The organism is Terriglobales bacterium, from assembly GCA_035487355.1.
Taxonomy (GTDB): Bacteria; Acidobacteriota; Terriglobia; order Terriglobales; family Acidobacteriaceae; genus QIAW01.
This window is the reverse complement of sequence record DATHMF010000065.1, coordinates 13,838-35,422: the sequence shown is the minus strand read 5'-3', so window position 1 is coordinate 35,422 and position 21,585 is coordinate 13,838. Positions and strand designations below refer to the sequence as shown.

Below are 21,585 nucleotides of genomic sequence, written 5' to 3'. Positions count from 1 at the left end.
TTAGCGTGACTGCTGTTGGTGGAATTCTTCAGTGTTAACTTCAGTACATCCCTGATTCTGCGCTTAATTGTTCAAGACATTATTTGACAGTACGGAATAGTGGGGACCTTCTAACCTTACGATTCTACTCTTTTAGATTCATGACCAGCAGCTTGCGTTCGCTCATTTCTTCAATAGCGTAGCGCAACCCTTCTCGCCCTAGCCCCGAGTCTTTTACGCCTCCATAAGGCATATGGTCAATACGAAAGGTTGGGACATCTCCCACGATCACGCCCCCGACCTGCAGCTCATCGTAGGCACGGAAGATAAGCACCGCATCGCGCGTGAACACGCCAGCCTGCAGACCGTAAGGCGTGGCATTGATCGCGTTCAGCGCCTCACTGAAATCTCCGTAGGGTTCGACCGTCTTCACCGGGGCAAAAACCTCTTCGCAGTTGACCCGCATCTCAGGCCGTGTGTGGGTAAGCACGGTCGCTTCCATGAGAGAACCTGTGCGGCCGCCGCCGCACAGTAATTTGGCCCCTGCGGAAACAGCTTCTTCGATCCATCGCTGCGCGCGGATTGCATCCTGCTCCCGGATCAGCGGCCCGATGAATGTGGCTTCATCCATGGGATCGCCGACTTTGAAGCTGCGTACATGCGCCAAAAACTTTTCCAGAAACTCTTCATAGACGCTTTGCTGCACAAAAATGCGCTGCACCGCAATGCAACTCTGGCCGGCGTAGGAGAATCCCCCAGCAGCGCAGCGTTCGGCGGCATGCTCCAGATCAGCATCAGAGTGAACAATCACACCGGCGTTGCCGCCCAGCTCTAAAGTTACCCGCTTCTTCCCAGCCTGTGCCTTGAGTTGCCATCCTACGGCAGAGCTGCCGGTAAAAGTCAGCATTTGCAAGCGGTCGTCGTGCACCAGGAGTGCCGCATCTTCATTGCTCAGCGGTAACACGTTCAGCGCGCCCGCCGGCCATCCGGCGTTTTGCACCACCTCGGCCAGCAGCAGCGCGGTAAGCGGTGTCTGTGGAGCCGGCTTCAAAACCATAGTGCATCCGGCGGCGATGGCGGGGGCGACTTTATGCGCCACCAGGTTGAGAGGGAAATTAAACGGTGTGATCGCTGCAATAGGACCAAGAGGAAAACGGCGGACTATGCCCCATCTTCCGGTGGTGGCTTCTTGCAAATCGAGAGGCAGAAATTCACCGCCAATGCGTGTGGCTTCCTCGGCAGCGATCGTGAAGGTGAAAACTGTACGATCCACCTCGGCGCGGGCAGTTGTGATTGGCTTTCCTGATTCCAGAGCAATACTGCGGGCGAATTCTTCGTGGCGAGCGCTGATCTGCTGGGCAACTTCACGCAATACCTTCTGACGTTCAAAAGAAGGCAGCTTGCGCGTAACTTCAAAGCCACGCACTGCCGCTGCGATTGCCGCTTCAACCTGCTTTGGGCCGGCAAACACGGCTACGCCAACAACTTTTTGATTGTAAGGAGAGCGTATTTCGACGGCGCGACCTTCGGTACAAAACTTCCCGTCGAGAAGGTAGCCGGTGTTCTTGACCGCAGTCAGGGTGTCTGGCATGGATATCTACCCACGATTTTTTATAACAATATCAGCCCCCGCTTGATTCCGCAGGTAACGGCTTCCGTGCGGCTTGAAGCTCCCAGCTTACCCAAAATCGAACTGATATGAAACTTAATGGTGTGCTCGGAAACCCCGAGACGGGAGGCGATTTCACGGTTCGCCAATCCCGCCGCCACCATGCCGAGAACTTCCACTTCTCGTCGTGTGAGTTCCTCAAGAAGTGGTTCTGTTTCAGCGGCATCGCTGCCTGCGCTCTTTTCCAGCAGACTATCCATAATTTGCGGTTGCAGCACAATCAGCTCTTCTGTAACGGCCTGAATGGCAGCCGCAATCTGTTCTCGCGATGAGTCGCGTTCCAGGATCGAGCTCACCCCGGAGTGCAACATTCGTGTCGTGCGGGCCGCTTCGAGATTCTCAGCCAGCACAATCACAGCGAGACCGGGAAAGTTGCTGGCAATCGCAGCCAGCAGCGACTCAGCATTTCTCGGATTGAGTTCAAGATCAATGATGACCGCCTCCGGCTGCCAGTGCTCAATGTAAGCACTGGCGCCGGCTGCTCCCGGCAACACTCCAACAACTTCGATGGAAGGCGTGCCGCGCAGCAACTTCTCAAGCCTTGTTCGCCTGTCCGGTGAACCGGCAATGACTAATGTGCGGGTTCGCATTGAAGGCGAACTTTGCGGGAGCGAATTATTTCGCAGGCCGCTCGCCGAGTTCAAGGGAGACCTCGAGTCGCTGACCGCCACGTATGACAGATATGGGGAGTAACTCCCCCACATGTGATTTTCCGAGCTGGATCTGTACGTCATCAGTATCCTCAATAGGAGTGCTCCGCATCGCTGTCAGGATGTCTCCCAGCAAAAGTCCGGCTTTCCCCGCCGGCCCGTCAGGCTCCACATGCATAATCAGAGCCCCGTTGCTGTTTGAAAGATTCAATTTGTTCTTCAGCTCCTGCGGCAGAGGTACGGGCTGCATGGCCAACCCAAGATAAGGCCGCGCAATACGTCCTTTGTTCACGAGTTCCTGCGCAATGCGGCTGACCGTGCTGGAAGGAATGGTGAGAGGCGCGCCGCGCCGCAAGCCCGTCGTGTTAATTCCTAATACTCGCTCGTTGGAATCCACCAATGGCCCTCCGGAGAAACCAGCATAGAGATTCAGATCGGGACGCACGAACTGGTCAATTTCTCCACCCCACCATGTGCGCCACGGCCCCATTAAACCGGAGATAATTCCCGAACTGGCAACCAGGTTCCCTCTTCGGGTCCGGCCCAAAGCAAGGACCAAATGACCAACTTTTAGTTCCTTCGTCTCTCCGATACTGGCTTGTGGAATCTCCACGACTTCCGGAATTTTTAGGACCGCCAAATCTGTGGTGGGGTCTTGCCCTGCTAACTCTGCTGTGAATGAGCGCCCTTGGGAATCGGTAACCGTGAACTCTCCACGTCCTAATGCGTGGTGCGCTGTGACAATCGCGCCTTTCTGCCACACAACGCCGCTCGAAGCATGCCGGTGATGCGAGTGAATACAAACCACCGAACTCCCGGCTTTTTCCGCGGATGCGGCCAATTCGACAGATACGGTAGACCATTGCTGATGAACGACTGCTGACATTTTCTTAACTCCTGATGTAATTGAGGGTGCGCAACACCAAACTTGGTTTGATCATTGCGCCCTTAGGAATAAGAATGCCGTGAAATAGAAAAGACCACATCACCCGAATGGGTAGGGAGATTTAAGATTTACGAGGTACGATTTTCGAAGTATGAAAAAGAAATGAGCACTCAGCTCTGAATACTGAGCCGAGTACTAGCAGGCAACGAGGCCGAGATGCGGAGAAAGCAAAATCGTAAATCGTACTTCTGAAGTCGAAAATCCTGCTGTTTACTTTCCCATGTGCCAGCCGTTGCCGTCGTGATAAAAGTGCTTCTTGGTAGCGTGCGGAAAGCTGTTATCTAGGGGAATATCTCCATCGCTTAGCGTTTCTTGCTGATGCCTATTCAAGGAGCGATACGTATCGCTATCGACCTTGAAATGATCGCCGATCGCATTCGGGCTCCACTTCCAGTTGTAAACCACGTCGGCGCCGTTGTTCTCAGTCGGGGTCACGGTGAGGTCCAGCATTTCTTTGGTTGCGATCGGAACCACCCAACTGTGAAAGTTGCAGCGTGTCTGGCCGTTCAATGATTTGAGGTCGGCCGAATCCATCACATGAGCGCCCACCTCTTTGAAAACCCGGTCGCCCTTCGACGTAGTAAGGACCTCCGTAGAGGTACCTGTATCTCTGATACTTATTAATCCCGCTTTTTCCAGCGCCGCATATTTAGGTAACGCTGGCGACTGGCCGCAATGTCCGTTCAAGTACCCTAAGTCCACATAGATTCCTTTTTGAAGGTCTTGATCAGAATCCAAAAGAATACTCTTTGCTTCTTCTTTGCTGAGAGTGCCGCAACCAGAAAGTATGGCTGCGACTCCCAGCACACTCGCAATAGTCCAGCATCTTGCAAGATTTCTCTTGCGGAAAACGATTCCCAAAAGTGGCACAGCTTTCCCCCCCAACGGGCCATCTTAGCTGATTTCAGAGTAGCCCCGCTGCAATCAAATATCACAAAACCAAGAGTTCATGCTATTGGCTAATTAGCTAACACGCCAGTTACCAAAGTAATACCACCTTTACTTTTCTTTACAATCACTTACGGGGTGGAAATCCCTAGTTCATCATGAAGTACTTGGCCTGCGGATGATGCACCACAATGGCAGAAGTTGACTGCTCAGGCTCAAGCTGCCAGGTATCAGTGAGGCGCACATTAATCGCCTCTTCAGGATGCAATACCGCAAATAGCTTGCTCTGATCTTCCAGATTGGGACACGCGGGATATCCAAACGAATACCGTGATCCGCGATATTTCTGGTGGAACAGGTCGCTAACGCGCGGCGCGTCGTCGCCCGCGATGCCGAGATCTTCTCGAATTTTCTTATGGAGATACTCAGCGAGGGCTTCGGCGGTTTCAACGCTCAATCCGTGGAGATAGAGATAGCGCGTAAACTCGCCGCCTTCAAAGAGCTTTTTGTTGATCTCTGATGCGCGATCACCGATGGTCACGCAGGAGAGACCAATGACATCTTTGCGGCCGGAAGCGCGCGACGCAAAGAAGTCAGCGATGCACAACTTGCGTCCTTCACGCTGGCGCGGGAACGTAAAGCGCTGGATCTCGTGCTCGCCCTCCGGCGATTCGTAGAGGATGACATCGTTGCCGTCGCTCTGGCAGGCAAAGTAACCATACACCGCCTTGGGCTCAAACCATCCTTCGCGAATGATTTCGTCCTGAAGTTTGAGGAAAATCGGCCGGTACTTCTCCTCCACCAACCGGCCATAGTCGGAGGCCGAAGCGGTCTTCAACTGCCATTGGTTTTTAAACAATGCCAGTTCGTTGACGTATTGGAAGATTTCTTTCAGGTCGAAATCTTTGCGCGTGTGCACGCCATAAAATTTTGGCTTAGGCAATTCTGCGAGTGGCTGCACCACGGTTGATGGCGTGGTGGAAACCTCGACGGCGGTATCCGTCGAAGCAGCGACAGCCCGGGCAAACTTCTTGATGGTCTTGCCCTCGGTCAGACGGGCTTCGCGTGCTCCGTTAGCGGAGACAAGATCCTGCATGATGTGCAGTCCGCCAAAGGCATCATCGGCATAGAAAACTCCATTGCTGTATTCGCGGCGCAGGTCATCTTCCACATATTTGCGTGTGAGCGCAGCTCCGCCGCAGATGACCGGGAAGTCAAGCTTCTGGGTGTGCAGGTCCTGTAGCACATATTTCATTTCCAGCGTGGACTTCACCAGCAACCCGCTCAGCCCAATGGCATCTGCCTTATGTTGTTGCGCGGCAGCGATGATAGTATCCGCCGGCTGCTTGATGCCCAGGTTCACCACGCGGTATCCGTTGTTGCTCAGGATGATGTCCACCAGGTTCTTGCCGATGTCGTGCACATCGCCCTTCACCGTGGCCAGAACAATAGTTCCCTTCTGCGAACCACCTTCCACTTTTTCCATCTTGGGCTCAAGGTAGGCCACCGCCTGCTTCATTACTGAGGCGGAATCCAGCACTGACGGTAACTGCATCTTGCGGGCGCCAAAGAGCTCGCCCACAGTCTTCATGCCGTCGAGCAGAACGTTGTTGATGATCTCGAGTGGAGAATATTTCTCCAGCGCCATTTCCAATATCTGCTCTAGCGCTATTCTGCTCGCTCCGTCACCCAGGGCCTTCTCACCGTTGATGATGCAGCGTTTGAGACGGTCTTCCACCGTAAGCTGCGAGATATCTTCCTCAACAGCTTCAGTATTGCCCTGCACTCCGGCAAAGTGTGCCATGTACTTCTGCAACGGATCGCCATTGCTGGTGTCGTGAAAGATCAGCTTGCGCGCCAGTTCAACTTCTACTTCAGGAATCTTATACAACGGATAGATTTTGCTGTAATTCACAATGGCCATATCCAGGCCATAATCCACAGCATTGTGCATGAATACGCTGTTCAGGACACGGCGAGAATAAGCACTCAAGCCAAAAGAGATGTTGCTTACCCCAAGGATCGTCTTGACCTCAGGCAGCTCCTGCTTAATGCCCTTCACAGCATTCAAGGTCTCGATGCCGGCCGTGCGATAGTCTTCCTGTCCGGTCGAAATCGGCAGGGTCAGCGCATCGAAAATCAGATCGCTGGGATGAATGCCATACTTGTTCGTCGCCAGATCATATATCCGCTTAGCGACGGCAATTTTTTTCTCGGCCGTCAGCGCCATGCCCTGCTCATCAATGGTCAGGGCAATCACCGCTGCCCCATAGCGCTTGGCCATGGGCAGAACTTTCGACGTGCGCTTTTCGCCGTCTTCCAGGTTGATAGAGTTGATAATCGCCTTGCCTGGAATGCGCTTCAGCCCTTCTTCAATTACATCGGCTTCAGTCGAATCCACGAGGATCGGCGCTGGCACGCGTGTGGCGATCTTTTCCAGTACGTGCGACATGTATCCTTTTTCGTCTTCGCCCACGATGGCACAGCACAGATCGAGCATGTGCGAGCCCTCGTTGACCAGCTTTTTGGCCAATGCCAGGATTTCGTCGTAATTTTCACTGCGCACCAGGTTGCGGAAGTGCTCGACCCGCGTGGTAGTGTTCATCTCCTCAGCCACGATGAGCGGCTTGGGATCAAGATCAAGCGGGATTGAAGTATAAGCACTCGACGCCGCCGCAGTCGGCTTCACGTCGCGAGCTGCGGGCTGCAAATTCGCGCAAGCTTCCACTACAGCCCGGATGTGGTCAGGCGTAGTGCCGCAACATCCGCCCACAATGCGTACGCCATACTCTTCGATGAAGCGCTTGTGATAGTCAGCCAGTTCTTCCGGAGTAAGCTTGTACGCTGCTCGCCCGCCTTCGTTGTGGGGGAGCCCGGCATTCGGCAACACAGAAACATGTTTAGTCGAGTTGTGGCCGAGATAGCGAACTGCATCGTTCATCTCGTGCGGGCCGGTGGCGCAGTTTAAACCAATCACGTCCACATCAAACGGCTCAAGCGCCGTGAGTGCAGCACTGATCTCTGTTCCCAGCAGCATGACTCCGCTCTCTTGCAGCGTGACCTGCACGGTCACAGGGAGACGCTTGCCAGCCGCCTTCATGGCATCCGCAACTGCGGCCAATGCGATCTTGGCTTGTAGAATGTCCTGACAGGTTTCGACCAACAGTACATCCACGCCGCCTTCAATCAGCGCACTTGCCTGCTCGAGAAAGGCAGCAGCCATATCGTCGTAACTGATGTGTCCTAAAGACGGCAGTTTGGTGCTCGGGCCAATCGAACCAGCGACAAAGCGTGGCCGCGTGGGCGTGGAAAAAGCGTGCGCCGCCTCGCGCGCCAATTGCACTGCCGCAATGTTGATCTTCCTTACGTCTGCTTGCAGGTTGTATTCGCCCAGTACAATGCGGGTTCCGCCGAAAGTATTAGTTTCAATCACATCGGCGCCCACCTGCAGATAGCTGGCATGGATCTCTTTGATGACATCAGGACGGCTGAGCACTAGGATTTCGCTGCAGCCTTCATTGCCCCAGTAATCGTCCAAACTGAGTTGGTACTTCTGGATAGAAGTTCCCATTGCGCCGTCGTAAATCACAACGCGCTCGCGTACGGTTTTGAGAAAATCGGTCATTTAAGTTACTCGTATTAAGTTAACAAATAGAGGCTAATCAGGAAACTTCCCATTCCTGGCTTGCTCGTATTTGTGGTTAAAAAATTAAAGCCGGCTTATCAGCCGGCTGGCAAACACAGGAAATCCTGTTTATTTTGTGCTTATCTGCTCGGCTGAATTGAAGACTGCGTTGTCACCTTGATGTGCTGGCATGGGGGCCAGCATCTGCTCTTTGCGATAGACCAGGTTGGTGGCATTAAAGGTGGCAATTTCGAAGCCGTGCCCGTGGGTAATGGCATCGGTAGGGCACGCCTCTACGCAGTATCCGCAAAAGATGCAGCGGTTGTAATCAATGTTATAGACCTTGGCGTAACGCTCGGCGCCGCTGATGCGGTTTTCAGCGGTATTTTCCGCTGCCTCAATATAAATGCAGTTTGAAGGACAGGCCGCCGCGCACAGGAAGCAGGCCACGCACTTCTCCAGCCCGTTCTCATCGCGTTGCAGCACGTGCACACCGCGGAAGCGCTCCTGAAAGACCGCGCCGCTCAGGGGGCCTTTGCCGTCAGGGTAGTTTTCCACCACCGTGGGCTTGAACATCTCCCGGAAGGTAATGGACATCCCCTTGGCGATCCCGGCAATGTCTTTGATGATTGCCATGAAGAAATAGTATAAATGGTTCCCGGATTTTTCACCAAACGGGATTTCAATGTGGAAGGCGGAAACCATGATATCTCACTCATCTCCATTGCGATTTTATGGATTCATTTTTTTGGCGCTTGCACCTCTTGCAGCGGCACAGCAGGGCAACCGGGTCCCAACTCCTGTGAAACCGCCGGCTCGAGTGATTTCGCCCGACGTACATGCCGACAGCAGCGTGACCTTCCGCTTCCGTGCCCCTGCTGCCCAGGAAGTGCGATTGGCCCGAGAAGGCGCACAGCCCGTGGCTATGCAAAAAGACGAGCAGGGTGTATGGAGTGTGACCACTGCCCCGCTCGCTCCCGATTACTACGGCTATTCGTTTATTGCCGACGGCGTGCATCTTATCGACCCGTCGAACCCTTTGCTGAAGCCGAATCTGCTCGCAACAGAAAATATGGTGCACGTTCCTGGTTCAGGGTCGCTGCCGTGGGAGCTGAACGGTGCGCCGCAGGGAGAGATTCATCATCTTTTTTATAAGTCCGCGGTTGCAGGCGATTACCGTGATTTTTACGTTTACACTCCGCCGGGTTATGACCCGGCCGGCAAGCAAACCTATCCGGTTCTTTACCTGCTGCACGGGTTCAGCGACGACGCCAGCGGATGGACTGCGGTGGGAAAGGCCAACGTAATTCTCGACAATCTCATCGCGCAGGGCAAAGCCAGGCCGATGATCCTGGTCATGCCATTGGGCTACGGCACTATGGAGTTCGTCCGTCCCGGAGAGGACACGTGGAGCAATATTGAGCTGAGGGACCGTAATTTTAAGAAGTTTACTGAGGCATTGCTCACTGAGGTCATGCCGAGAGTTGAGAGCGAGTACCGTGTGCAGAAAGATCGCAACGCGCGCGCCATCGCCGGACTCTCCATGGGTGGCTCGGAATCGTTGCTGACGGGCCTGAATAACCTCGACAAGTTTTCCTGGGTTGGTGCCTTCAGCTCGGGCGGAATTCCCGAAGATTTTCCGGCGGACTTTCCCTCCCTCGATTCAGAAGCAAAGGGCGCAAAAGCAAACCAGCAGCTCCATCTTTTGTGGATCGCCTGTGGCACCGATGACCATCTGATCACGCTCAACCGCAGCCTGCGAGCATGGCTCAAATCCAAGGACGTGCAACATACCGCCATTGAAACTCCGGGCGGGCACGTCTGGATGCTGTGGCGGCGTAACCTGGCTGATTTCGCATCTTTGTTGTTCCGCTAGGCTGTTTCACCACGAATGCACAGAGATGTTAGAAAATTAGGCATGGGCTGATTTTCGATTTGTGAAGTACGGCGCGATCTTTTCATCGCCTTTCCATTCTGTCATCCTAAGCTACGGCGTACCCGAGCCGAAGGACCCCGAAAATGTTTTGTTCGCCCACGGAGATTCAAGGGATTCTCTTGAAAATTGAAAGAAACCGCGTTAGTTCTCTGGTGAAGAGAATGTCAAAATTTTCTCTGCGCCTCCGCGGTTAAAGAACCTATTTCTTCACTCCGTACGCCGTCGCAAATCGTTGTCCGATAATCTGGTTCAAGTGATGCTTGAGGTGGGCAACGTAATCTTCAGCAATAAATCCCAAGGTAGCCGTCGGATTGTTGCCAATCGTGCAAGGAACATTGGCAACAGATTCCGGCAAACCTGCCATGACATGCGCCAGATATAAGTTATAGCTCTCCCACAGCTGCACCAGCAGCGCCCACTCGACATCATTGCAGCGCTGGAGTTTGGCGAGCGCATCCTGTTCATAGCCGGGGAAGATCAATGGGCCATGGAGCGCCGCACGCACGAAGCGCTGATGGTTATTGGTCGCGGAATCAATCAGGTGGCCCAGGATTTCTTTCTTCGACCACTTTCCCGGTTGCCGGTGTGCGGATGTTTCCTGCTCTGAGAGCGATTGCAATGAACCCTGCGCTTCGTTCACGGTGCGCCGCAGGTCGTCGGCAATAGTATTAAATGTCATTCAATCCTCAGATGCGAGCTTGTAAAAAAACTCACGTCTCTTCATCCTCTATTGTAAATTTTTCACCACAAAAAGATTGGAGCGAGTTTGTGCGGAGTTGTAGACATACCACCTTGCATCTGGAGTAAGAAGCACGGAAGCGATAGAACCTGTTCCCCCAGCGGGCGGGCTTAATACTTTCAACTGTCTGCGGCGTCCGCTCACGATTTCCAGGCGGTCAATCGTATCCGGGCGTTTTTCATTCTGCAGATAAAGCGCGCGGCCGATGCTGCTCCATCCAACTACGTTGTCGCCCGCTATGGCGCCGTTGACAGGCTGTGGCTCTCCGCCTTCCACCGAATAGATATAAATTTTCTGGTCGGGCGCGTACTTGGCGGCCACGCTCTTGCCATCGGGCGATACAGCGAAGCTGCTCTCGCGCGCGTCAATGCCCTCGGGCGTGATGGCTTGCGTCTTGCCGCCTTCTATGGACTGAAGATAAAGCTGGATGCCGTGCCCTGGCTGATTTCCCGCAAAAACAAGCTGTTGGCTGTCGGGCAGCCATTTGGCCCCGTGGTAGGCGACGATATTGTCGTTTTTAATCTCTTTTTGCCGCCCCAAATCAACCGGCAATAGAGTTAATTCATCGGAAGAACCACGCAGGCGGGCGACCGCCCATTGACCATCAGGGGAAAGGGCCAGGGCCTCGCCGTCTCCTAACCGCACAGGTGGCGACCCATCGGAGTTGCGCAGATAAACTGCCGAGTGAATGCCATCGGCCTGCCCGGTTTCAGTGAGCAATATTTTTTTGCCATCCTGGGCCAAATCGGCCACCGAGGAGAAGTTGAGCCACGAAAAATCTCGTTCGCTTTTGTTCCCCGCCAGCAGCCCCAGGACTTCCGTCTGCGCATTTTCCTGCGTCAGCAAAACCTGATCGTGGGAAACATCCTGTAAGGTAAGAATATCGGGCGTAGCCAGCAACTGGCGCAACTCCCCGGCGGGCGACGCAGCCCAAAGACGCCGGTTCATGCCGCTTTTGGCCGCCGTGAACCACACTTCGCTTCCGGCAGGCGACCAGGCAAGGCCTGCGACGCTCGACCAATCTTCGGAAAGAGTTTTCTTGTTGCCGTCGCGATCAACCATTACGACCGCTCCACCGTCATCGAGAAGGCTGGGATGATCGAGAAAAGCAATGAACTTGCCATCGGGCGAAAAACGCGGATGAGTGATGCGCCCAGCCGTGGAATAGAGCACATGCCCGATGGGAGATTCAAGCTGGCTCCTTCCATCTTTCTCGCGGACTACCGCCAGCTCGCTCTCGTCGGGTGTCCAGTCGGCATAATTAATTCCCTGTTCAATCTCATGCGGTGTCCCGCCCGACAAGGGGACCTGCGCCAAAGTGTTGTTCCTTTCGGGAAACACAATGAGCATGTTTTCTTTGGCGGAGACAGCAAGAATATTGGCATGCGAAAAATCCAGTGGACGCTCTTCCGCCCCTCCTACACGCGAGGTAAAAAGGGTGAGCGGCTGCCCATTCAAGGCGGCGCCATAAATGATGGAATTTCCGTCAGGAGAAAATCGGGCTGTATGAACGGCCCCCCGACGAAATGTCACCTGCTGAAAATCCGGCGCCTGACGGTTCACTTGCGGCGCGATTATCAGTTGCTGCGCTCCATTCTGCGTGTGCATGGAATATCTATCCCAGGCGATCCCGAGCGAGATCGCTACGGCTATGAGCAGAAGAGTGTAAAGAGGCCACGGCCAGCGCAGAAATTGAGTTACCGTCGCCGGCGTGCGTCGCTGCGTCTGAATGGCGGTCAACAAATCCTGTAGCGTAAAAGCAATGTCGCGCGCCGACTGCAGCCGCTCCTCGGGATTTTTTTCAAGGCAGTGCCGGATAATAGCTTCGAGGCTGGGAGCAACTGAGTAGCCGGCGGCGATCTCGGGAGGATCATCGCGCAGGATAGCCGCAATCAAATCGGTTGGGGTGTCGCCCCGAAAAGCCGGCTTGCCGGCGATCATTTCATACAGAATCGCCCCAAAGGCAAATATGTCGGAGCGGAAATCCGTATGCTGGCCACGAATCTGCTCCGGCGACATGTAGCCGGGCGTTCCCATGACTGCACCGGGCTGCGTGGTGGGGCTCTGGTATGCCTGGGTCTCCCCTACCCTGGCCTCTGGCGGAGCCAGCTTCGCGATGCCAAAATCGAGAATTTTTACGATGCCATCTTTGGTAACAAAGATGTTTTCCGGTTTCAGGTCGCGGTGAACAATTCCCTGGGCGTGAGCAGCCGCCAGGCCACGGGCAATTTGCGAGGTGTATTGCAGGATCTTGCGCAGAGACAGACGCGCGTTGGTCAGCGCTTGCCGCAAAGTCTGCCCTTCCAGCAGTTCAGAAACCATGTAGGGCGAGCTTTCGTACTCGCCGAAGTCATAGATACCTACGATGTTAGGGTGGTTTAACTTCCCGGTGGCAAGGGCCTCTTGCTCAAACCGTTGCAAACGCTCAGGATCGCTGGAGAATATAGGATGCAGGACCTTCAATGCCACATCGCGCTGCAGGCGGGTATCACGGGCACGGTAAACCTCTCCCATGCCTCCCGCTCCCAGCTTTTGCACTACGGTATAAGGACCAACTTGCTCACCTGCGTTATACATTTCGTGTGAGGGAATCTTACGGTCTGGCGTTTATGCGGGTCAACCACGTAAAAATCTTAGTAGTGGTTCAGTTTTGACGTAGCGCCGGCGTCTCGCCGGCTGTCGTGTGGGCATCCTGCCCACACAATTTTCATCCAAAGCATGTCTCGCTCTGTTCCTAATCCGATTTTTGTCATCCCGACCGGAGCCGCGCTTCGCGGCGGAGTGGAGGGACCTAGGTTTTTTCAGGCTGCTCTATCCTGCCTGCTGCAGCTCAAATTCCCATCCCCAAACCCGATTATTACTGAGGCTGTCAACAGAACCCAGCGGCTAAGGTTCCTTCCCCTTAGAAGTGATTTTCACTGGTGAATTTGTCCCAGCTCTGATTGGAAGCAAAGTCGTATTCACGCCAGTTGGATAATTTGCCCTTCTCCACTTTAACAATCATCATGCCGTGATAATGCCGGGAACCCTCCAACGTAAACTCTCCTGCTCCGACCTGGTCTTGTTCATTGAAGAGAAGATGGTGCCACTGCATCTTCATGGGTTTGACCGAACTTTTGTTGTTGCTGAAAAATTTCTTGATCGCGGCCTGCCCCTTGTAAGTTCGCGCACGCAATAGATCGGAATAAATGGCATTTTCCGCAAACATATCCGCAGCCTTGGCGGCATTGCCTTCGCTCCGGCCCTCAGCAATAGTGTTCATGATCTTGTAGAAGTCATCGCTGGAGATTTTTCCAGCGGCGGCCGGTTCCGGTTTATGAACGGGCAGCCCACCGTCATCTTCCCATCCGGGATGGCCTGGGTTATCGCTCTCCAGCCGGCAATTGCAGGAATTGTTGGGATCATTGCAGACCCAATGCATCCCACGCGGAGGAGCAGCATGATCGCACTCTATAGGCAGGCGCGGCTTGCCCTCTTGGGGCGAAGGCTGTTGCTGACCATAGCTGCTCGCCATCAAGGTCAATATCAGTAAGGCTGTGATGAGCCGCATAGTTGGATTCCTTCCTGGCATCTCACTCTATTTTAGAGCAGTTCATACTCGAGCGACCACCTGGATAACTACGTTGACGATATGGCGTAAAAAGCGTCCAAACTGCAGGACATCTCGCGATTGAAGAACTCAGCTTGTGAAATGATGCACCAGAAAGGGTTATGTCGATGAAATTGGGAATGGCGTTGATGGCAATACTGTTGACGGTTGGCCTATCTGATGCAGCGTCTTTCGATTCATCCGCGAACATCCCAAATCCCTGGCACGTAGCAGGAACTCCCACAGTTATTTCGCAAGAAATTCACTTCGCCAACGCTGGTGCAGATCTAGTCGGGACAGTCTATCTTCCGAGCATTGGAGATCACCTGCCTGCTGTTGTAGTCTTGCACCACGCAGGAGCAGCCACCAGAGAATCAGCTCTTTACCGTCATCTGCGGGAAGGGTTGCCTGCGCTGGGGTTTGCGGTGCTCATCTACGATCGCCGTGGCAGTGGTCAATCTTCCGGGAGCCTTCATGGTGTTGATTATGAAACATTGGCCGACGACGCCATCGCCGGGCAGCACGCATTGGCTAAGCTTTCCCGCATTGATCCGGCCAGGATCGGTTTTTGGGGATTGAGTCAGGGTGGTTGGCTCGCCGTGCTGGCGGCGGGACGCAGCCCGGACGCAGCCTTTGCGATTTCCGTCTCCGCGCCGCTCGTCACCGCCGATGAACAGATGCAATTCGCGACGAGCAACTTGCTCACGGTTCGTGGTTTTTCGCAGGACGACGTTCGAGAAATGCTTGATACGCGAAAGGCGTGGACCGGTTATCTACGGGGCACAAACCCGCGTGCGTTAGCAATCGATGCTCTAACCAAGGCACAATCCAAACCCTGGTTTGATCTTACTTACTTGCCCAAAGTGTCTCAGCTCTCGAATGATCCGGCGATTCGCAGGAAGATGGATGATGACCCGGTGGCGGCTGTTCTGAAGGTTAAGGTTCCGCTGCTCTTTCTCTATGGCGGTTCTGATCCATGGGTTCCCGTCGCCCAGTCCATGCAGCGGCTAAAGGCGTTGAGCGGTCAGCGACACAACATTGAGATTGCGATTATTGCTGACGCAAACCACGAACTGATGTTTCCCGTGAAAGAGACCATGCAAGTGGACGCTGATACAAATCGCAACGACGCTCCGCAGTCACCCACATACTTCCTTTTGCTCGGATCTTGGCTATCCCGGCGCTTCTCGAACCGGTGAATAGTCATTTTTGCGTCAATCGCGAAAGACACAACTAACGTCAAAAAAACTAAGGCCCGCCGTAGCGGGCCTTAGTTCTAATAGCTCGAAAGCAAATTATTGCGTTTCAGGGCGGGCAGTGTTGCGGTCCGCAATAATTTTACGGGCGTTCTCCGCCAGTTCTTTGGCTTTGGGCAACAGATCCAGCGCCTTCAGCACTTCAGGATCATCCTCGGCATGCACCTGCAGCCCTTTCTGCTGGCCGAATTCGGAGATGAACAGCTCACTCTTAATGTTCGTCTTCACCCACTCCTGCGCATTCACAATATCCGCCTCGCTGAAGGTTATCTTCTGATCGTCGAGGAAGCGGCGGAACTCCTGCATGACATTGTCATCCACCTGGAAATCCTGGGTTATATGCTTGCTGATCAGGTAATGCTTGGCGAAATTAAAGAAGGCGTAGTGCTGCAGCAATGTGTCCTGAAATGAGTTTGTCTTGGGAGTCTCGACCTTGACGTCGGGAGTGATGCCGCCACCGCCGTAAACTGTGCGTCCGCTATCGGTGAGCTTCACTTCCTTATTCGCGGTGTTCGCGTTACCTTCTTTATCGGTATTGTAGTAGTAGTCGTAGAGCGAAACCCCGTTGTAGTCGCGCTGGATCAGGCGTCCGCTGGGCGTGTAATACTTGGCAGTGGTCAGGGCCAATCCAGTGTTCTCCGAAAGCGGATAAACCGTCTGCACCAGGCCCTTGCCGAAGGTGGTTTCACCTACAATCAGGCCACGATCGTGGTCTTGAATTGCTCCCGAAACAATCTCAGCCGCTGAAGCCGTACCGCGATTTACCAGCACCACCAGCGGATATTCCTTGCCTCCGTTACCATGCGCGGCGCGATAAATTTTCTCGGGTGAGGAGCGGCCATGATGGGAAACAATGATTTGTCCTTTGCGCAAGAACTTGTCGGCGACGCCGACCCCTTCGCTCAGCAATCCTCCGGGATTCTGCCGGAGATCTAAAATCAGTCCTTTGATGTCCCCGAACTCGTCGAGGGCGTCGCTGACTTCGCGCTCGGTGGTCTCCTGGAATCCGGAGACGTGCATGTAGCCAATGCCAGGACGAATGATGAAATGCAGGTCTACGCTGTAGCGAGGAATTTCATCACGGATGACATTGAACTCCAGCGGCTTGTCGGTGCCTTCACGCAAAACGGTGATCTTGACCTGCGTCCCCTTGGGCCCTTTGAGCAAATCAGCGACATCGCTGGTGGTCATGTTGTCGGTCAGCTTGCCATCCACCGCAATAATTACATCGCCCGGCCGTATGCCGGCGCGATAAGCGGGAGTGCCCACAAAGGGCGCAATCACAATAACTTTATTGTTCCGCGGACCAACCTGCATGCCCACGCCGTAGTATTTACCGCGCTGCTCCTCGCGCAACAAAGAGTAGGATTTCGGATCAAAGAAATTGGAGTGCGGGTCGAGCACCCTCAGCATTCCCGGAATGGCGCCGTTATAAATGGCTTTCTCCGGATCTACCTGGTCAGCGTAGTTCTGTTCCACCACAGTGTATACCTGAGAGAAGTTGCGTAAACTGTCGTTCAGGTCTGCGGGGCTCGACGAGTCAGAGTCCATGCCGAGCTTCTGGCCAAAAACAACCCCAAGAAAACCGCAGGTTAAAACCACCAGTGAAATTAAGAAGAGTGAGCGGAAAGAGCGTCTAGAACTACCAGCCATCATTGATTTCCTGTACGACTACCGGAACTTTAGAAATTTACCGATAATCCGGGAATTTTAACCAGTATACCATGGGAATTTTGCAATTTTTTGCGAGTTTGCCCTTGTTTTTGACGCTCCTTTGGGGAAAGTGTCATCAAGTTTGGCAGCGCTGCTCAACAATCTTTATGTTTTGTATCAGGGCAAGAGTTTAGACCTTGCCGAAAAAATTCGGTTTCGTGTCATTCCGAACGCGGAGCGGAGGAATCCCTTTTGTGCCGAAAATTCTGGCATATTTCTTAAGCTCTCCTCTCAAGCTCCTGAACTCTTCCTGCACTTCTTTCCCCACTGGCGCCTGTGTCAGGGCATGACTTTCAGCACGGCGCCGCGTGGATACACCAATCCCGGAATTGCCAACAATAACACCTAGACTGCACATAACTTGAATGGATTCGGGGTTGGTAACTGATATTATTAACCCTTAGAGATCTTATGGAATCCGAACTTCTTTTCATCTTTGTGCTGGCCTTGCTGTTACTGGGTCCGCGCAAATTGCCCGAGCTCAGCCGGAAACTCGGCAAAGCCATGGCTGAATTCAAGCGCGCCAAGAGTGAATTCACCTCCCAGATTGAAAACGAAGTCCGCCGCCTGGAAGAAGAAGAGAAAAGTAAAATACTGCCGGCAGAGAGCATCAATACCATTCAAGCTCCTACCCAGGCTCCTACCGGCACCGTGACCTCAACCGGCGAGATCAGCTCAGAGCCGGCTGTCAACGGCGCCGGCGCCTCGCAGGAAACTCATGCCTGAAATTTTGGAAGAGAATTCCGCTCCTGCTCCTTCCCGCATGGAGCATATGAAATCCATGTCTCTGATTGAGCACCTGGAAGAGCTGCGCCGCCGGATCCTCTGGGCGGTGGGGTGGGTTGCAGCAGGCTTCTCCGTTTGCTGGGGCTACCACGACGCCATCTACGCTTACGTGCAGAAACCGATCCTGCAGGCGCTGGAAAAGAACCATATGGAGCCGAGGCTGGTGGTCACCAGCCCAACCGAGGCTTTCAACCTTTACGTGAAGGTCGCGCTGGTGGCGGGAATCTTTGTCTCATCTCCCTTTGTGCTCTATCAAGTGTGGCTGTTCATCTCCCCTGGACTCTACCGTCGCGAGAAGCGCTACATTCTGCCCTTCATGTTGTCTACGGTTACGCTCTTTCTGTGCGGTGGGTTGTTTGGCTACAAGGTGGCTTTTCCGCAGGCGCTTAACTTTCTCATTGATTTTGGGAAGCAGTTCACGCCTATGATTACCGTCACCGAGTACAGCAGTTTGTTCTTGACCATTATTTTGGGATTGGGGTTGGTCTTTGAGATGCCTATCCTGGTCTTTTTCCTGTCACTGATGGGAATCGTGAGCCCGGGATGGCTGTGGCGCAACCTGCGCTACGCCATCCTGGTCATTTTTATTATTGCCGCCATACTTACGCCCACGTCCGATGTCATGAATATGTGTATCTTTGCCGCGCCGATGGTCGTGCTCTATATCCTGAGCATTGGCGTGGCCTGGCTGGTGCATCCCAAGCAGCGAAAAGCGCGAGCGCAGAGACATGAGACTCAATAACTTTGCGTTGGCTTTGGGCCTGGGCGTGGCGATGTTATGCAGTGCCTGCGCACAATCTTCTTCCGCGCCGAAAGACGGCACTGCCAGTCCACAGACATCTACCTCCACCCCACAGGATGCTGCTCCGCAAACCGTCGCACAGAATGTTGCGCCAGAAAAGCCGATAGCGCAAATGCAAGCTCCTCCGAGCACGGTTGCACACGTTGCCGCTCCCCGCATCAACGCCGCGCGGGCCATGCAATATACCCGCGAGATCGTGAACATGGGGCCGCGGCCTATCGGCAGCCCGGCACACGCCCGCCTGGAAGCTTATCTGCGATTGCAGTTGAAGAAAACTGCAGCCAACGTACAAGAAGACGTTTTTACGGCACAGACCCCTGCCGGAGCTTTTCCCATACGGAACTTCATCGCAGAATATCCCGGCAGCCGCGATGGCGTGGTTGTAATCGCTTCCCATTACGATACCGTCCTGCCCCTAAAGAATTTTGTCGGAGCCAACGATGGCGGTTCCAGTACCGGACTCCTTTTAGAGCTAGGCAATGAACTTCACAGCAAAGGCAAACTGCCGGGTTACAGCGTGTGGCTGGTTTGTCTGGACGGCGAAGAAGCGGTCAAGGAATGGACCGACACCGACAGCGTTTACGGCAGCCGTCATCTGGCAGAAAAATGGCAGGCGGATGGGACCAACAAGAAAATCAAAGCTTTCCTGCTGGCCGATATGATTGGCGACAAAGACCTCGATATTGACCGGGATGAGAGCTCTACCCCGTGGCTGGAAGACCTGGTATTCCAAGCCTCCACCAATCTCGGCCTGCAGTCGTATTTTTTTGCGCGTACCATCGGCATTGATGATGACCACATCCCCTTTGCCAAGAATGGCGTGCCCGTAGCCGACTTGATTGACTTCAGCTACGGCTACAACAACGTCTTTTGGCACACTCCGCAAGACACCTTGGATAAACTCAGTCCACGCAGCCTGGAGATTACCGGAAACGTTTTGCTGGAAACCAAGCGACTGCTGGATGAGAAGTAACTCCTGAGCGTATAGCGCTTCTACAATTACGTATCCACTACCGTGGAAGAACACAGCTTTCACAGGTTGCGGAAAAATCTTTTGTGGAAAACAATTTGGCACAAGCTATAGACCAGTCCCGCGTTCAGCGGGACGGATGAAAATAGCCCGCCGTTTCAACGGCGGGTAAGGGTAGCTGAGCAATTCCAAGTCCCCGCAGGGGACGACTGAGTTTTTCCCGAAGGGCATGGCTTTACAGGCAGAAGGCGGCGCCTGCCCGCGGATACAGTGACCCTTAAAAAGGGTGCAGCTCTTGAGCCTGAATGGTGGTCCTATTGTGGTATCAAAACCTTTCTTTCTGAAGAAACGTGGATTACCATCGTTTCCGGAAGTGTATCTGGCATCCCAGGATGCCGGGCTTTGTGCCCGGGTGAGCGCGAAGCGAGCGCCGGATAGCGCGAGCGTAGCGCGAGGGCGTAGCAGCCTTGTTTTGGCTGCGGAGCCCTTATGTGAAAAGCTGTGCGCGAAGCGAGCGCCGGACAGCGCGAGCATAGCGCGAGGGCACAGCAGTCTTGTTTTGGCTGCGGAGCCCTTGGATAAAAGCCCCAACTGTTCTTTGAAAACTTCGCAAAAGCAATACGCGGATGATATCTATCCAGTAAACACCGTGGACCACCAGCAAGTGCCCGCCCATAACAATGACCTTCCCCAGTAAATACAAGGCGATCATGCGTGTTTCGTAGTGTTCTGGTCACTTGCAGCAAGTGAGGCGCCCTGACGTGGAAACCCAGAAGCAGAGAATTTACCAAAGAGTAAAGCGTAGCTCTAGTACGGCCCAATAATTCCGCCGATGTTGCGGGCTGCGGGCTGCGGCGCAGCCGATTTCTGGGCCTCTTCCTGGACAGCGGCAATGACATCCACATACTTAATTCCAGAACCAGTATTAAAGAGCACTGTGACGTCATTTTCCATAAGGAAGTTCCTGGCGCGCAATTTCTGATAGGCGACCAAAGAAGCGGCCCCTTCCGGAGCAGCAAAGATGCCTTCGGTTTGCGCCCAGTGCTGGACTGCGGCCAGAATCTCGTCGTCGCTGACTGCGATCGCTGTTCCCTTCGACTTTTCCAGGATGTCCAGAATGATGTAGTCGCCGTAAGGCTTAGGTACACGCAGTCCGGCTGCCAGGGTATGGGCCTGGGGCCAGGCCTCGGCTGTGTGCTTATGCTCATCGAATGCTTTAGAAACAGGCGCACAACCGCTTGATTGCACAACAATCATCTTCGGCCGTTTAGCTCCAATCCAGCCCAGCGATTCCATCTCTTCAAAGGCCTTCCACATGCCAATCAGACCCACGCCCCCGCCGGTCGGATAGATGATGGCATCAGGCAGCTTCCATCCGAGCTGTTCGGCAACTTCGTATCCCATGGTCTTTTTGCCTTCGACGCGGAAGGGCTCTTTCAGGGTCGAGATATCAAACCACCCTTCGGCCTGCTTGCGCTCGCCTACGATGCGGGCGCAGTCGCTGATGAGTCCATCAACGAGCGTGACCTTGGCGCCATAGGCCAGGCACTCGACCAGGTTAGCGCGGGGGACATCTTTGGGCATGAAGATGTGGGCTTCGATGCCAGCAGCAGCCGCATAAGCTGCCAACGCGCTGGCTGCATTACCTGCGGATGGAACCGCAACCTTCTTGATGCCATAGGCCTTGGCCATGGTAATGGCCACGCACAAACCGCGGGCTTTGAAGCTGCCCGTGGGGTTTAGTCCTTCATCTTTTACATAAGCATTTTTGTATTCCCGGCTTGGAATCATGGGGGTTAAGCCTTCACCGAGGCTCACCGGCTCGGCGTCAGGCAAGACCTCAGCGTAGCGCCAGAGGTCGCATCTGCGTCCGACGAGAGCGGCAGGAGTAAAGGTCTTTTTGATCGCAGCCAGATCGTAGCGGGCATAGAGCACACCGCCGTCTTTTGGGCACACGGTCGCGGGCTTTTCCGCCGGTATCTTTTCACCACATTTTGAGCATTCGAAAAAAGTGATTTTAGACATGAAGAAATTTAA

Annotated in this window: 16 protein-coding genes; 5 read left to right on the top strand and 11 right to left on the bottom strand. The window is 54.0% G+C overall.

Annotated elements, in window-relative coordinates; genetic code table 11:
* Nucleotides 1-124: 124 nt before the first annotated feature.
* The 6 genes from VK738_12295 to nuoI all read right to left on the bottom strand — a co-directional run bounded on the left by VK738_12295 (nucleotide 125) and on the right by nuoI (nucleotide 8,462).
* Nucleotides 125-1,570: an aldehyde dehydrogenase family protein gene (locus tag VK738_12295; protein HTD23430.1), complete on the bottom strand. Its 1,446-nt coding sequence runs from the start codon at nucleotides 1,568-1,570 to the stop codon at nucleotides 125-127.
* Nucleotides 1,571-1,590: 20 nt separating this feature from the next.
* Nucleotides 1,591-2,238 carry a response regulator transcription factor gene (locus VK738_12290; protein HTD23429.1) on the bottom strand — a complete coding sequence of 216 codons (648 nt, stop codon included), beginning with the start codon at nucleotides 2,236-2,238 and terminating at the stop codon, nucleotides 1,591-1,593.
* A gap of 25 nt (nucleotides 2,239-2,263) precedes the next feature.
* The gene (locus tag VK738_12285; protein HTD23428.1) at nucleotides 2,264-3,184 is read right to left on the bottom strand and encodes a trypsin-like peptidase domain-containing protein; all 921 of its coding nucleotides are present in this window, start codon (nucleotides 3,182-3,184) and stop codon (nucleotides 2,264-2,266) included.
* Between the two features lie 270 nt (nucleotides 3,185-3,454).
* Complete coding sequence (locus tag VK738_12280; GenBank protein ID HTD23427.1) at nucleotides 3,455-3,982, bottom strand: hypothetical protein; 528 nt, start codon at nucleotides 3,980-3,982, stop codon at nucleotides 3,455-3,457.
* 298 nt (nucleotides 3,983-4,280) lie between these two features.
* A complete protein-coding gene (metH, locus tag VK738_12275; protein ID HTD23426.1) occupies nucleotides 4,281-7,757 on the bottom strand; it encodes a methionine synthase in 3,477 nt (1,158 codons plus the stop codon).
* Nucleotides 7,758-7,886: 129 nt separating this feature from the next.
* Entirely contained in the window at nucleotides 7,887-8,462 is a 576-nt protein-coding gene (nuoI, locus tag VK738_12270) for an NADH-quinone oxidoreductase subunit NuoI (protein HTD23425.1), read from the bottom strand.
* Between the two features lie 43 nt (nucleotides 8,463-8,505).
* On the opposite strand from nuoI, the gene VK738_12265 reads away from it, so the two are divergent.
* Nucleotides 8,506-9,633 (top strand): alpha/beta hydrolase-fold protein, encoded by a 1,128-nt coding sequence (locus VK738_12265; GenBank protein HTD23424.1) that lies wholly within the window; start codon nucleotides 8,506-8,508, stop codon nucleotides 9,631-9,633.
* A gap of 259 nt (nucleotides 9,634-9,892) precedes the next feature.
* On the opposite strand, the gene VK738_12260 is transcribed toward VK738_12265, so the two are convergent.
* The 3 genes from VK738_12260 to VK738_12250 form a co-directional block, all read right to left on the bottom strand.
* On the bottom strand, nucleotides 9,893-10,372 hold the full coding sequence (locus tag VK738_12260) for a DinB family protein (GenBank protein HTD23423.1): 480 nt from the start codon (nucleotides 10,370-10,372) through the stop codon (nucleotides 9,893-9,895).
* Between the two features lie 48 nt (nucleotides 10,373-10,420).
* A complete protein-coding gene (locus tag VK738_12255; protein HTD23422.1) occupies nucleotides 10,421-13,009 on the bottom strand; it encodes a protein kinase in 2,589 nt (862 codons plus the stop codon).
* 325 nt (nucleotides 13,010-13,334) lie between these two features.
* The gene (locus tag VK738_12250; GenBank protein ID HTD23421.1) at nucleotides 13,335-13,982 is read right to left on the bottom strand and encodes a nuclear transport factor 2 family protein; all 648 of its coding nucleotides are present in this window, start codon (nucleotides 13,980-13,982) and stop codon (nucleotides 13,335-13,337) included.
* A 161-nt stretch (nucleotides 13,983-14,143) separates the two neighbouring features.
* Here VK738_12250 and VK738_12245 point away from each other — a divergent pair, with 161 nt between their 5' ends.
* Nucleotides 14,144-15,220 carry an alpha/beta fold hydrolase gene (locus VK738_12245; protein HTD23420.1) on the top strand — a complete coding sequence of 359 codons (1,077 nt, stop codon included), beginning with the start codon at nucleotides 14,144-14,146 and terminating at the stop codon, nucleotides 15,218-15,220.
* Between the two features lie 96 nt (nucleotides 15,221-15,316).
* On the opposite strand, the gene VK738_12240 is transcribed toward VK738_12245, so the two are convergent.
* On the bottom strand, nucleotides 15,317-16,828 hold the full coding sequence (locus VK738_12240; GenBank protein HTD23419.1) for a S41 family peptidase: 1,512 nt from the start codon (nucleotides 16,826-16,828) through the stop codon (nucleotides 15,317-15,319).
* Nucleotides 16,829-17,401: 573 nt separating this feature from the next.
* Here VK738_12240 and VK738_12235 point away from each other — a divergent pair.
* From VK738_12235 to VK738_12225, 3 genes are read left to right on the top strand one after another with little or no spacing between them, the layout of a single operon-like run.
* A complete protein-coding gene (locus VK738_12235) occupies nucleotides 17,402-17,716 on the top strand; it encodes a twin-arginine translocase TatA/TatE family subunit (GenBank protein HTD23418.1) in 315 nt (104 codons plus the stop codon).
* On the top strand, nucleotides 17,709-18,518 hold the full coding sequence (gene tatC / locus VK738_12230; GenBank protein HTD23417.1) for a twin-arginine translocase subunit TatC: 810 nt from the start codon (nucleotides 17,709-17,711) through the stop codon (nucleotides 18,516-18,518). Before VK738_12235 ends, tatC begins: the two co-directional genes overlap by 8 nt.
* Nucleotides 18,505-19,551, top strand: coding sequence for a M28 family peptidase (locus VK738_12225; protein HTD23416.1), 1,047 nt, complete (start codon nucleotides 18,505-18,507; stop codon nucleotides 19,549-19,551). Before tatC ends, VK738_12225 begins: the two co-directional genes overlap by 14 nt.
* An 804-nt stretch (nucleotides 19,552-20,355) precedes the next feature.
* Here VK738_12225 and VK738_12220 read toward each other — a convergent pair.
* Entirely contained in the window at nucleotides 20,356-21,573 is a 1,218-nt protein-coding gene (locus tag VK738_12220) for a threonine synthase (GenBank protein ID HTD23415.1), read from the bottom strand.
* Nucleotides 21,574-21,585 lie beyond the last annotated feature (12 nt).

Coding starts and splice junctions, on each gene's coding strand:
- VK738_12295 (HTD23430.1), bottom strand. CDS start 1,570: ATGCCAGACACCCTGACTGCGGTCAAGAACACCGGCTACCTTCTCGAC.
- VK738_12290 (HTD23429.1), bottom strand. CDS start 2,238: ATGCGAACCCGCACATTAGTCATTGCCGGTTCACCGGACAGGCGAACA.
- VK738_12285 (HTD23428.1), bottom strand. CDS start 3,184: ATGTCAGCAGTCGTTCATCAGCAATGGTCTACCGTATCTGTCGAATTG.
- metH (HTD23426.1), bottom strand. CDS start 7,757: ATGACCGATTTTCTCAAAACCGTACGCGAGCGCGTTGTGATTTACGAC.
- nuoI (HTD23425.1), bottom strand. CDS start 8,462: ATGGTTTCCGCCTTCCACATTGAAATCCCGTTTGGTGAAAAATCCGGG.
- VK738_12260 (HTD23423.1), bottom strand. CDS start 10,372: ATGACATTTAATACTATTGCCGACGACCTGCGGCGCACCGTGAACGAA.
- VK738_12255 (HTD23422.1), bottom strand. CDS start 13,009: ATGTATAACGCAGGTGAGCAAGTTGGTCCTTATACCGTAGTGCAAAAG.
- VK738_12250 (HTD23421.1), bottom strand. CDS start 13,982: ATGCGGCTCATCACAGCCTTACTGATATTGACCTTGATGGCGAGCAGC.
- VK738_12245 (HTD23420.1), top strand. CDS start 14,144: ATGTCGATGAAATTGGGAATGGCGTTGATGGCAATACTGTTGACGGTT.
- VK738_12240 (HTD23419.1), bottom strand. CDS start 16,828: ATGGACTCTGACTCGTCGAGCCCCGCAGACCTGAACGACAGTTTACGC.
- VK738_12235 (HTD23418.1), top strand. CDS start 17,402: ATGGAATCCGAACTTCTTTTCATCTTTGTGCTGGCCTTGCTGTTACTG.
- tatC (HTD23417.1), top strand. CDS start 17,709: ATGCCTGAAATTTTGGAAGAGAATTCCGCTCCTGCTCCTTCCCGCATG.
- VK738_12225 (HTD23416.1), top strand. CDS start 18,505: ATGAGACTCAATAACTTTGCGTTGGCTTTGGGCCTGGGCGTGGCGATG.
- VK738_12220 (HTD23415.1), bottom strand. CDS start 21,573: ATGTCTAAAATCACTTTTTTCGAATGCTCAAAATGTGGTGAAAAGATA.